A 12,608-nucleotide genomic window follows, 5' to 3' on the forward strand; every position below is an offset into this window, starting at 1 on the left:
TGTCGAATTACGAAAATACGTAAGACACGATGATTAAGGAGAAGATGACACCTGCAAGATCAGACCAGAGCCCCACTTTTAACGCATAGGCCGAGTTGCGGATACCAACTGCCCCAAAATACACAGTTAGCACGTAAAGTGTCGTGTCTGTACTGCCTTGCATCGTGGCGGCCAAGCGACCAAGGAAAGAGTCTGGTCCGTACTGCGCAATTAAATCGGTAGCAATCGCCAGTGAACCGGTACCGGTCATGGGCCTAAGCAAAGCCAATGGAACAATTTCCTCAGGAAAGTGAATCGCATCCAGTGCCGGCCTGATGGCCCTCAAAAGCAGCTCCAGCGCCCCTGATTCTCTGAACATCGTTACGGCGACCATCATGGCGATCAGATGAGGCAAAATACGAATCGTGGTCGTAAGCCCCCCTTTTGCGCCCTCCACAAACGTCTCATATACCGGAACCCGTTTGCTCCATCCGTAGAGCAGCACAAAGGCAATCATGACGGGAATCGCCCAAAGGGAGAGCAGGGATACCAATTGGTACATGCGAAGGTCCCCCTTTACCTGTGGCGTCTCATGTGACGATACCGATACCAGCGATCAATCAGTAGTGCGACAATCGTTGCAGCAAAGGATGACAATAGGGTTGTACCGACAATTTCTACCGGATTGACCGAGCCGTATTGCATACGAATCGCAATCATCGTTGTCGGAATAATCGTGATACTCGCTGTATTGATCGCCAGGAGCGTACACATCGCTGGCGAGGCTACTTGTTTGTCCGAATTCAGCTTTTGTAATTCTTCCATCGCCTTCAGCCCCATCGGAGTAGCTGCATTACCAAGCCCGAGCAAATTCGCGCTCATATTGGACAAAATGTACCCCATGGCCGGGTGTCCTTTTGGAATATCGGGAAACAAGCGCGAAATAATCGGGGACAGCGCATGGGCCAACAGCTCCAAAAGACCTGATTTTTCCGCAATTCGCATGATCCCCATCCAGAATGCCAATATACTGAGAAGTCCAAAACAAACCGTGACACCTGTTTTGGCCCCTTCGAAGGCGGCTTGATTGATCGCTTCCATGCGTCCCGTTGCCGCCGCTACAGCGATGCTGATCACGATCAATGCGAGCCAAATAATATTAAGCACTCCACAGCCCCCCTGCCATCAAGTTCCACACCTTCTGCCAAAAGGTTTGTGGACTTGACTCAGCCTGAGATGTCCACGTTGGCTCAGTCACGTCTACTTTCAACGGTACCTGTCCGATCATGTCCTCTTTCAGATAAAATTGGAGAAAACCGACCAGCTGCCCATCCATTTTGGCTGTTACATTCGATTCCCCCATCACCACACGCGTACGCATGACGGACTCCTCAGATGATTGCAGCGGGTATTGAAAACCATTCATCGCGACCAAATGCGTACCCGCTTCCATCGTAATCGGCGTCTGCGGTTGTACATTCTCACCTAAGCTCACCAGCTTTTTCAGCGGGAAATTGGCAAATCCCCAGTCCAAAAGCTTCGCCGAATCATTCCAGTCATCAGAAGCATTCAGTGTGATCGTTGCGAGCTGTCTGCCATCTCGCGTCGCTGACGAGGCCAGACAACGCTTTGCAAGCTTTGTATAGCCTGTTTTCACTCCATCCCCACCATTGTACAAGTGCAGCATTTTGTTTTTGTTCAAAAGCCGCCTATCCCACTCTTCCCCTTCCCAGGAGATGTCCTTGACCTTTGTCGAGACGATTTGCCGGAACGTTGGATTCCGCAGGGCATAGGCTGAAAGCTTTGCCATATCTTCCGCTGTCGAGTAATGCATATTGCTATCATCCAGACCGTGGGGATTGGTAAAATTCGTGTGCTCCATTCCGATGAGCGCAGCCTTTTCATTCATCAAATAAGTAAAACCCGGCACAGAACCGCCGATATGTGTAGCAATCGTTACAGCTGCGTCATTACCCGAGCGCAGCATCAATCCATACAGCAGCTCCTCGAGAGTCAGCTTTTCCGAGCGCTTCAGATAGATCGAGGACCCCTCTACGCCCACCGCTTCCGGGGGAACCGTTACGACTGTGTCCAATTTCCCCATTTCAATCGCCACAATCGCTGTCATTGTCTTGGTTAGGCTTGCGATCCGCATTTTTTTCGTGCCATTTTTTGAATAAAGGATTCTGCCGCTCGTCACATCTATTAATGCCGCTCCCTCTGCAGATAGCCCAGGTGGAGAGCCAGCTGCTTTTGCCAGGGTACCCGGCCCGATCAATAGCTGTATCAAAAGAAAAACGACGAGCACGCCGGACAGCTTTTTTCGCACGTTCATAAACGTCCTCCCCATCACAAAAAGTACAACGAAACACAGGTTTGTACCATAGTATATGGGGACGAGTCGTTTGGTAGTACGAAAAACTGTCCAGGTAGCTAGTCGTTTGATGGTTCTTCTGCTTTGCCAAAAAGGGCGGATGCTTCCAAACGCGCCTCTTCGATGTCGAGATTGATGGGCGGCTCAGGTAGATCTCCCAGCTCCCGCAACCCAAAATGCTCCAAAAAATCTTTTGTTGTCGCATAAAGAATCGGACGTCCGATTCCTTCTGCCCTGCCTGCCTCACGAATCAGTTGCTTCGACAGGAGGGTATTGAGTGCCTTTTCACATTTTACTCCGCGAATTTCTTCGATTTCAGAACGCGTCAGTGGTTGTTTGTAAGCAACGATCGCCAATGTTTCCAGCGCTGCTTGCGAGAGTGTCGACTGTCCTGGTGCAGTTGCCAGTCGCTCGAAATATGGAACATGCTCAGGCAAGGTAGTCAGCTGGTAAGCCTTGGCGACCTCCACAATTTGAATCCCACGGCCAGCGCGGCGAAAATCAGCCTTCATGTCCTCGATGACATCAACAACCACCTCTTCGGATACCTCGGTGATTTCACTAATTTCTTTGGCGTCGATTCCTTCATCACCCGAGATGAACAACAAGCCCTCAATGACGCCTTTCAGCTTGTCATAGTCCATCATTTGAGGCTCCTTTCGATCCATTTTCACAAATCATAATATCTTGAAACAGTTGATTTTGAATACAGGTAATTTCTTTGGCCTTCATCAGCTCAAGCAAGGCGAGAAAAGTCGTAACGATCTCTGAGCGTGTAGCTCCGCCTGTGAAAAGCTGAGAAAAGCGAACCATCCCTCCGACTCCACGGACCATATGGCGAATTTCTTTCATCCGGTCTTTAATAGAGACTTCATCACGGGATACTTTGGTGATAGGCTCTTTTTCCTTTACCTTCTTCACCAGCTTCTCTAGTGCGTTTATCAAATCGTAGAGAGTTACGTCCTTTACCGTATGATCTTCTTCTCGTACATAAGGTGACAGATTCTCTGCCGGTCGAGTAAACACTTGATTACGCCCAATTTCCATTTCCCGCAATTGCTCAGCCAACATTTTATAGCGCTTGTACTCCAAGAGCCTAGCAACTAGCTCTTCACGAGGGTCGACCTCTTCTACATCCATGTCTAGGAACTGCTGAAAGACGTGTTCCTCTTTCTTTGGCAACAGCATTTTACTTTTAATAGAGAGGAGAGTAGCCGCCATAACTACGAATTCACTCGCAACATCGAGTTGAAGCTGCTGCATGGTGTCTATCGTTGCAAGATATTGTTCTGTAATCTCTGCTACTGGTATGTCATAGATATCCACTTCTGCCTTGTCGATCAAGTGGAGCAGCAGGTCGAGTGGACCCTCAAAGGAATCCAGTTTGATGCTGTATGCCAAAAGTAGTCCCTCGTTTCCTCTAAATAAACAGTGTTGCGATGCTATGCGCTATTTCCTGAACCCACATCAATACCATTCTGAATGGCGTTTCAAATATGATCGCGCGGACTCCCGGTATAAAGATGAGCAATAGCAGGATCCACGGTCCATACACTTCAAAATTGTAAAATATCCCGTCCCATCTACGCGGAGACAGGAACCGCAGGATTTTGTAGCCATCCAGCGGCGGTATCGGCAGCAGGTTGAACATGAACAAAGCTGCATTAATGATCACCAGATATTCCATCGTTTTCTCAATCGCAAATACGGCTTTTTCACCCATTCCCTGCGTGACGCCATAATAGTCCATTAGCATGAAGATGGTGTAAGAGATGATAGAGAGCACCAAGTTAATCAATGGCCCTGCAGCTGATACGTAGACGATGCCCAGACGCTTGTTTCCACGAAAGCGCAGTGGATTGATTGGCACTGGCTTCGCCCACCCAAAAGGACCAAACAAAATAAGAATCAAACCGAATGGATCAATGTGCGGGATTGGATTCAATGTCAGGCGGCCTTCGTCCTTCGCCGTGCTGTCACCCAACTTCCAGGCGACAAAGGCATGTGCCCATTCGTGCAAAGAGAAAGCGATGACGAACGCGATTAAGCGAAACGGCACCGTATTCCATTCAAAGTGAAAAAGATCCATTGGTTCCTCCTCTGAAAAATCGTCTACCTTATAGGATACCAGCACATGGATAGGCTTACAAGTATTCTGCTTTCTTGTTCGTCTAATAGACACTAAAAACCGGCACCATCTCCGGCGCCGGCTTTTTGGGTGTGCAACTGATTTACTCAGCTACAATTTTTACGTTGCTCATTTTGTCGCCTTGCTTGATCGCATCTACATGCTCCATACCGGAAGTGATGCGGCCAAATACAGTATGTACGCCATCAAGGTGAGGGAAGGAATCGTAGCAGATGAAGAATTGGCTTCCGCCAGTGTCTTTTCCTGCGTGAGCCATGGAGAGCGCACCGCGCAAATGCTTGTGTGGGTTTCCTTTTGTTTCACATTTGATTGTGTAGCCAGGACCGCCAGTACCTGTTCCGTGTGGGCAACCACCTTGTGCAACGAAGCCAGGGATCACACGGTGGAACGACAGGCCGTTGTAAAAGCCTTCGTTGATCAGCTTTTCAAAGTTTGCGACTGTGCCAGGAGCTTCTTGATCAAACAGCTCCAACTCGATTTCATTGCCATTATCCATGGTAATATGTGCTTTTTTCATATGTAAGCCTCCAAACCTGGTAAAGTTAACGTTCTCATTTTACCATGTGATGGAGTTGCCGTCCAATTTAACCCTGCAACCGGAGCCGATCCTCAAAAGGAAACTCGCAATCCTTGATAAATACGGTGCCTGCATACGATTTCGCGAGCTGCTTCATGACGGCTGCCTGTTTCGCGATTGCTTCTGCATTTGCATACATGCCAGGCTGTATATAAACACCTGCCATAGACATGGACAATACTTCTCCATCCCCCATTCGCCGTTTTTCGTAAATATCTGCGAAGTAAGGGGTAAAGGCATCCATGATAAAAGAGCCAAGCGCATCAGCGCACTGTACCGAAGTAATGAGAATGAAATCATCACCGCCGATGTGACCGATAAAATCAGCACCGCTTCCATATCGTTTCGCCGCCTCTTTTAACAACGCCGCCGTCCGTACGATGATCTGATCGCCGACGTCAAAGCCATATCGATCATTAAACCATTTGAAATGGTCGAGATCACAATAAATGACCATTTGATCAGCTTTTTGCTTCACTCGTTGATTGAGCTCTCTTTCAATCTGTACATTACCAGGTAAACCGGTTAGCGGATTTGCGGAGCTGGCCAGTTCGAGCTTGATCGAAGCCATTTTGTCCAATAGACTCTGCACGGTAACGATTCCGATATATTCATTTTTGTCTCCTATAATGATCACGACGTCGTACAGATGATGAGCATCCCGCGCCATCGCACGTCTTGCTACCTCTTCCAGCTTGTCGTCTTTTCCTGCGAGCAGCGGATTGGTATTCATGATTTGTGAAACTGGGCGATCATAGTATAAGGCGATTCCGTACTGACCCCCAAGTATTTGATAGAGCTGGAAGCGCATAAGAAGGCCAATCGGCTCTCCCTCTTCTAACACAACAATGCTTTCCGTGCGTTGATTTTGTTCAAAAATTTCATGTATTCGCCGCACTTTTGCATGCTTTTCCACACAAATGGTCTTCGCTAATATTTCGGTCATGGCAGGAGTAAACACCATCGGTTCTGCTTGCTCGCTGCTTCGTTTTTCTTGCATAAATCGCAAAAAGTTCATCGCTTGCCCAGACACCTGTGCCATCCCTCTGTCCGGCTTTCCGAGAAAGTACCCCTGTCCATATACGACACCAAGATCCATCAATGTCTTTAATTCACGCTCCGTCTCAATTCCCTCGGCGATGATTTTACAGCTGACCTTGTCAGCAAACTGCACGATCGTTTCAAGTAGCGCCTGCTTAATCGGATCTACATCAATGTTGCGGATGAGCGACATATCCAGCTTGATAAAATCAGGATAGATCTCTGTTATGGATTCCAGACTTGAATAGCCCGCTCCAGCATCATCGACCGCAATCAAGTAGCCTTTTTTGCGATACTCCTCTATGATTTTCCGGAAAATAGTGTAATTCGTGATCGCGTGTCTCTCTGTTATTTCAAATACGATATTGTGTGGATTCAGTCCATACTGCTCCAGTAGTGAGAATACCTTTCCACGGAGGAGAAATGGATCATCAATAGCTCGCGGATCGAGATTGATGAACAGCTTTTCTTGTGGGTTTAGGTAGCGTAATTGTTCCAATGCTCTTTTGCGGCAAATATGCTCCAAACGAAAAACCGTGTCCGTTTCTTCTGCGTAGGTAAATAAGGTAGAGGGAGTGGCGAAGGGAGTGTCTTGCGGACCACGTGCCAACGCCTCCCATCCAAGCGCTACACCATCTGGCAAATGAATAATCGGCATAAAATGCATCTGGACGTTCTCTTCTGCCAGTAATTTATGAAATTGCGTGACATGCGTATATTTTTCTGATGTGATACCATATTTCGCCATGTGCACGGCATGCTTCACGGAAGTATACATTTCCTTCACGACGTCCTGACCAGGCAACCAGGCATATCCGATATGAACGCGCAGGTCCTCCCTGTTGACAAAACTGACGTGTCGATTCAGTTGCCTTTCCGCAACCTCCTGAAAATGAATGGAGAGCATTCTGCAATCTTCTTCACTCGCACTGGCCCCAAAGGAGACATAAATAGCAAAATCGTCGCCCCATAGCTTTTGAATGGCAAGAATATTACCTTTTATCTCAAAAGCTTGACGAGATACACCTGGTAATATACGTTCAAAAATATGCAGAACACGCTTGGCACTACTATCGCCATAACGGTACTCAACATCAGTTAGTTTAACAATATCCACATAAAACATCACTACGCTGCGTCCCTTGTCTACCTCCTGGCCTATGACATTTTTCAGCCAAGCCCGTTTGTCCAGTGAAAAAAAGGGAAAGTGACGAAACCGTTTGATGAGCGTCGACAACATGCTGAATCTATCCTCCTCGCCACCCCCATTATTGCAAAGAAGTCTTAAGTTTCAGTGAATGGATTATGAAGATTGTAAGAATCCCATGCTTGCAAAAAAAGCCCTCCTGTATCGGCAGGAAGGCTTTGAAACGTGATGAGCTAGCGCTGAAGCTGCGCGCGTTTTGGGAGAAGATCATGTCCTACGACATCAGCATACGTCTCACGTTTTACGATCAAATCTGCTTCGCCGTCTTTTACAAAAACAACAGCAGGACGAGCAATGCGGTTGTAGTTGTTTGACATCGAATAACCATAGGCACCTGTACTTGGGACCGCCAAAATATCACCAGCTTCAGCTGGAGGAAGCTTGACGTCCCAAATCAGCATGTCACCAGACTCACAGCATTTTCCAGCGATCGAAACAACCTCTGTGGCTGGTTGATTCATTTTATTGGCAACGGCTGCTTCGTATTCAGCCTGATAGAGCGCTGGACGAAGATTATCCGTCATACCCCCGTCGACAGCTACGTATTTGCGCACATTTGGGATTTCTTTTTGTGAACCGATGCGATAAAGCGTCGTTCCAGAATCACCAACAATACTGCGGCCTGGCTCAATCCACAGCTCTGGCAACGGAATTTGGCGAGCTTCCAGTTCTCCACGCACCAGATCCGCGATCGCTTTAATATAAGTATGTGCTGGCTGAGGTGTATCGCCCTCTACATAACGGATACCGAAGCCGCCGCCAACATTGAGTACTTCTGGCAAAAAGCCGTGCTGGTCCTTTGCCTCTCCCAGTAATTCTGTCAATCGTTTTACGGCAACCAGGAAGCCTTCTGTTTCAAAAATTTGCGACCCGATGTGGCTGTGCACACCCAATAAATGAAGATGATTGCTTTCATGCGAAAATTTGATCGCTTCTAGCGCCTGACCGTTCTGTACGTCAAATCCGAACTTGGAGTCGATTTGCCCAGTAGAAATATATTCATGTGTATGAGCCTCAACCCCTGGTGTCACACGCAGCAAAACAGAAATCTTTTCGCTGCGCTCCTGTGCCAGCTGATCTAACAAATGGAGCTCATAAAAGTTGTCGACTACAAAGCAGCCGATGTTGGCATCCAGCGCCATCACAATTTCATCCAACGATTTGTTGTTGCCATGAAAGTGGATACGATCTACCGGAAATCCTGCTTGCAATGCTGTATACAGTTCGCCGCCAGAAACAACGTCAAGCGAAAGTCCTTCTTCCTCTACCAGCTTGCACATCGCCATCGTACAGAACGCTTTACTCGCATAAGCAACTTGAAAGGAAAAGCCTGTTTGGGAAAACGCGTCAATAAACTGTCGGCATTTGCTGCGAATCAAGGCTTCGTCGTATACGTAAAGTGGTGTACCGTAGGTTGCTGCCAGCTCTGTTGTTTCGCAGCCCCCAATTTCTAAAATTCCTCGTTCATTCACTCGACTTGTCCCGTGTAAAAACATATTTCGTTCCTCCCCAGTCTCTGACACCGAATCATTACTGCCTCTTTTTATCCACCTTAATCGTGGCCTGCTCACGAAAAGCGCCGCCTATTATTAGAAGGCTTTACCATATTAAAGCCCCGAGCCGTCGATAAGGCACTTAAACATTCAATCAGGAGGGTTTTAACCAAGCTGCCGTCCTCGTAAAACGAACGCAACCTCCATCCTGTTAAAAGAAAGGCAACCGACCTTGTGGTGTCAGTTGCCGAACATAACGAGCGTAGTAAGGCTTCCCCATCCAATTTACTACACGATAGTTTATTTGACAATGGGTGCCCGCAGTCATTTTCAGAATATTATTGACGGGACGTATTTTGCGAGCGAACAATGCTTGGTCGGTTGTTTTTTCGCGGTACCGCAATTCGCACAATGATATCTTTCATTGCTTTGTAATTGAAAGGAATGAACGGCCACAGATAGGGTGTGTTGAGGGAACGAGTGGAAGCAAGTCCGACCAAAACAACGAGGAGACCGATCATCAGACCTGGTGTCGAGAAGAACCCGACCATCAAGATTAAAAAGATACGGACGAGCCGATTGGCCAGGCTCAATTCATAGCTCGGTGTTGCAAACATCCCGATCGCCGCAACAGCCAAATACAAAATAACTTCAGGGGCAAACAAGCCGACTTTAATCGCAACGTCACCAACCAATATTGCCGCCAATAAGCCCATGGCAACGGACAAAGGTGTTGGTGTATGGATCGCAGCCATTCTCATCAAATCAAGCCCCACCTCTGCCATCAAAAATTGCGCCAATAATGGGATACTGCCTTTTTGCTTCATCCCGAGAAAATGAAGCGCGTCGGGAATCATTGATGGGTGCATGACCAACAGAAGCCATATGGGCAAAACAAACACAGAAGCAAAAATACCGAAGAAGCGTACCCAGCGCAAGTATGCACCCACCACCGGCGTCTGCCTGTACTCTTCAGCGTGTTGTACATGATGAAAATAGGTAGCAGGCGTTATCATGACACTGGGAGATGTATCAACATAAATCAATACGTGTCCCTCCAGCAAATGCACCGCAGCAACATCCGGTCTTTCTGTGTAACGCACCATCGGAAACGGGTTGAACGTCTTTCCTATGATAAATTCCTCTACGGTTTTTTCCGCCATCGGAATCCCATCAATCTGGATGTGTTGCAGTCTTTCCTTTAACGTATCGACCAGTTCTTGGTTTGCGACATCCTGTAAATACGCTACCGCCACATCTGTTTTTGTCCGTTCCCCGATTTGCATGATTTCAAAGCGAAGGCGCTCATCTCGTAGACGTCTGCGAGTCAAGACGGTGTTCATGACCAATGTCTCGGTAAAGCCGTCATGTGCTCCTCGAACGATTCTCTCCGTGTCCGGCTCCATAGGCGTACGCGTCGGATAAACCTTTGCATCCACCATGATTGCCGTATCATAGCGATCAAGGATTAATCCTACTTGTCCAACCAACAGCTTGTCCATGAATTCATCCGTGGTCGAGATTTTCGTGAGCTGAAAATAAGGGATATATTTAAAAAACAATTGATCGTATAAATGATCCTGAATGTCTCGTTCCCGCAAATCATTCAGATCCCGCATAATTTGTGTAACGATGTTACTGTCTGCAAATCCGTTTATGTAATACAAAAGAAGTCGTGTTCTCCCAACGAAAAACTCATGCACACCCATGTCAAAGCTAGAACCAATGCCTAGCCTGTCATTTAAGTATGCTTTATTTTCTTCAATTTGGTCCGAGATGGGGCGCCGTTTTTCCGTTACCTGTGTCATTCGGGTCGCTCCTTTCCAGTATCCATTGCACTGCTTTTTTCGTGATCGGACTGCCTTTTTGCAAGCTGTCCTTTCCAAGCATCTTGCCGATATCACCGATACCGATGACATTAGGAACGTGAAGGGTATTCAGAATATCGACCGTATCGCCGTATATACGGTTTTCAAGCTCTAGACTTGCATTTCCGTCTTTGTCTACAGCTTCTGTCACAACTTGCCCTTCATTATTGACGGAATAAGCTACCCGCGCTCCTTGCACCCATCGCGTATTAGAGGCAACTGCAATCGCACCGATTACCTCGATATCCGGGTGCTTGACCACATACTCGATGGCCTTCTCTCCCCGCCCCTTTCCGAAATCACCATTGTCGTCAAACATGACAATCACAGGATCGTAGGCAGCCATTTTGATGAGTTCAACCATCTGATGTCCTCGCAGAGGTGTCGGATTCCCGGCAGATAAGGAAATGCATCGCCCACCGATCTCTCTTGCTATCATTTCCAGCACTTTTTGTGCGACATGATCACCATCAGTTACGAGGATGACTCTTCTTCGTTCTCCCTCCATGTCGCCTCCACCGCCTTCACCCAGCGTCATAGCGGCTACCCTTTTGGCTTGAATATAAGGGAAGCAAAAAATCCAAAGGCAATAGCAGCGGATATCCCGGCACTTGTGACCTCGAAAATTCCGGTGGCTACACCAATCAAGCCATGCTGCTCGGCCTCACCTATCGCACCATGATACAAGGAATGACCAAAGCTCGTGATCGGTACGGTAGCCCCGGCCCCCGCAAAGTCGATGAATTTGTCATACACACCCAGAAAATCCAGCACAACACCGGCCACCACAAGTGTGCTCATCACATGTGCAGGCGTCAGTTTTCCCACGTCGAGAAGCAATTGTCCGATGACACAAATCAGCCCGCCAACGATAAACGCAATTACGTACTCCATCATATGCCTCCTTCCAATGCAACTGCATGAGCGATACACGGGATTGAATTGCCCTGCTGGTAGCTTACAGGACTAAGCAGTGCACCCGTTGCACAAACTAGAACCTTTTTGAGCAACCCCCGATTTAACTGGTCTAAAATATATCCGTAGGTAACCACAGCACTGCTTGCACATCCGCTTCCTCCAGCGAAAACATCTTGATCAGGAGTGTAAACCATGAGACCGCAGTCATTGTACACCTGATCCATATCGTATCCCTCTTGCAGCAACAGCTCTTTTGTAATCGGATAGCCTACCGAAGCCAAATCTCCAGTCACGATCAAATCGTAGGAGTCAGGTGTACGACCCGTATCATGAAAATGAGCCAAAAAGGTAGAGACAGCCGCCGGTGCCATCGCTGATCCCATATCAAACGGGTCCTTGATCCCCATGTCCACTACCTTGCCTATCGTCGCATAGGTGATCCGTGGACCCTTACCTCCAATACCAACCAGGCCTGCTCCCGCTCCAGTAACGGTCCATTGAGCTGAGGGAGGCTTTTGTCCCCCGTATTCTGTCGGATAACGATACTGCCTTTCCGCAGTTGCATTATGACTGCTGCAGGCAGCGATTGCTTTGTTCGCATATCCTGCATTGACCAAAGCCGCGGCATTGGCAAGCGTAAGCATGGAGGTCGAGCACGCACCATACATGCCAAGCAAAGGGATCGCCAGTTTTTCAGCAGTAAAGCTAGTCGTGATATTTTGATTTAGCAGATCCCCAGCAAGAATGAGATCAACATCCTGACCAGTGATGCCCGCCTTTTGAAGCAATGAAGTGATGGCATCCTCAAGCAATTGGCGCTCTGCGTCTTCCCAGGTTTGTTGTCCCGCGTACATATCGTCATGAATCTTGTCAAAATAGGCTGCCAAGGGTCCCTCTCCCTCTTTCGGACCAACGGCCACAGCCGACGCTTGCAATCTTACTTCTTCAGTAAAATGCCACGTTTGCCGGTTGATTCGAGACACCTGTTTTTGGCTTGCCACT

General features: G+C 47.9%; 13 protein-coding genes. All 13 read right to left on the reverse strand.

Going from position 1 to position 12,608, the window contains the following annotated elements; genetic code table 11:
- Positions 1-7: 7 nt before the first annotated feature.
- Positions 8-541 carry a spore maturation protein gene (locus tag C3B52_RS06665; RefSeq protein ID WP_103105295.1) on the reverse strand — a complete coding sequence of 178 codons (534 nt, stop codon included), beginning with the start codon at positions 539-541 and terminating at the stop codon, positions 8-10.
- A 14-nt stretch (positions 542-555) separates the two neighbouring features.
- Positions 556-1,146, reverse strand: coding sequence for a nucleoside recognition domain-containing protein (locus C3B52_RS06670; RefSeq protein WP_103105296.1), 591 nt, complete (start codon positions 1,144-1,146; stop codon positions 556-558).
- Entirely contained in the window at positions 1,139-2,314 is a 1,176-nt protein-coding gene (locus C3B52_RS06675; protein ID WP_103105297.1) for a D-alanyl-D-alanine carboxypeptidase family protein, read from the reverse strand. Before C3B52_RS06675 ends, C3B52_RS06670 begins: the two co-directional genes overlap by 8 nt.
- Before the next feature lie 98 nt (positions 2,315-2,412).
- Positions 2,413-2,997, reverse strand: a complete 585-nt coding sequence (gene scpB, locus C3B52_RS06680) for an SMC-Scp complex subunit ScpB (protein ID WP_103105298.1) — start codon at positions 2,995-2,997, stop codon at positions 2,413-2,415.
- Positions 2,987-3,754 carry a segregation/condensation protein A gene (locus C3B52_RS06685; RefSeq protein ID WP_103105299.1) on the reverse strand — a complete coding sequence of 256 codons (768 nt, stop codon included), beginning with the start codon at positions 3,752-3,754 and terminating at the stop codon, positions 2,987-2,989. The genes scpB and C3B52_RS06685 overlap by 11 nt, the downstream gene beginning before the upstream one ends.
- Positions 3,755-3,773: 19 nt before the next feature.
- Positions 3,774-4,442: a site-2 protease family protein gene (locus C3B52_RS06690; protein ID WP_103105300.1), complete on the reverse strand. Its 669-nt coding sequence runs from the start codon at positions 4,440-4,442 to the stop codon at positions 3,774-3,776.
- 142 nt (positions 4,443-4,584) lie between these two features.
- On the reverse strand, positions 4,585-5,019 hold the full coding sequence (locus tag C3B52_RS06695) for a peptidylprolyl isomerase (RefSeq protein WP_103105301.1): 435 nt from the start codon (positions 5,017-5,019) through the stop codon (positions 4,585-4,587).
- Between the two features lie 67 nt (positions 5,020-5,086).
- Entirely contained in the window at positions 5,087-7,360 is a 2,274-nt protein-coding gene (locus tag C3B52_RS06700; protein WP_103105302.1) for a GGDEF domain-containing protein, read from the reverse strand.
- 140 nt (positions 7,361-7,500) lie between these two features.
- Positions 7,501-8,823 (reverse strand): diaminopimelate decarboxylase, encoded by a 1,323-nt coding sequence (lysA, locus tag C3B52_RS06705; protein ID WP_103105303.1) that lies wholly within the window; start codon positions 8,821-8,823, stop codon positions 7,501-7,503.
- Between the two features lie 335 nt (positions 8,824-9,158).
- Positions 9,159-10,628 carry a spore germination protein gene (locus C3B52_RS06710; RefSeq protein WP_103105304.1) on the reverse strand — a complete coding sequence of 490 codons (1,470 nt, stop codon included), beginning with the start codon at positions 10,626-10,628 and terminating at the stop codon, positions 9,159-9,161.
- A complete protein-coding gene (locus C3B52_RS06715; RefSeq protein WP_103105484.1) occupies positions 10,582-11,196 on the reverse strand; it encodes a stage V sporulation protein AE in 615 nt (204 codons plus the stop codon). The genes C3B52_RS06710 and C3B52_RS06715 overlap by 47 nt, the downstream gene beginning before the upstream one ends.
- A gap of 35 nt (positions 11,197-11,231) precedes the next feature.
- Positions 11,232-11,582 (reverse strand): stage V sporulation protein AE, encoded by a 351-nt coding sequence (gene spoVAE, locus C3B52_RS06720; protein WP_103105305.1) that lies wholly within the window; start codon positions 11,580-11,582, stop codon positions 11,232-11,234.
- The gene (spoVAD, locus tag C3B52_RS06725; RefSeq protein ID WP_103105306.1) at positions 11,582-12,607 is read right to left on the reverse strand and encodes a stage V sporulation protein AD; all 1,026 of its coding nucleotides are present in this window, start codon (positions 12,605-12,607) and stop codon (positions 11,582-11,584) included. The genes spoVAE and spoVAD overlap by 1 nt, the downstream gene beginning before the upstream one ends.
- Position 12,608: the final 1 nt, after the last annotated feature.

This window comes from Brevibacillus reuszeri (assembly GCF_002897295.1).
Classification (GTDB): Bacteria; Bacillota; Bacilli; order Brevibacillales; family Brevibacillaceae; genus Brevibacillus; species Brevibacillus reuszeri_A.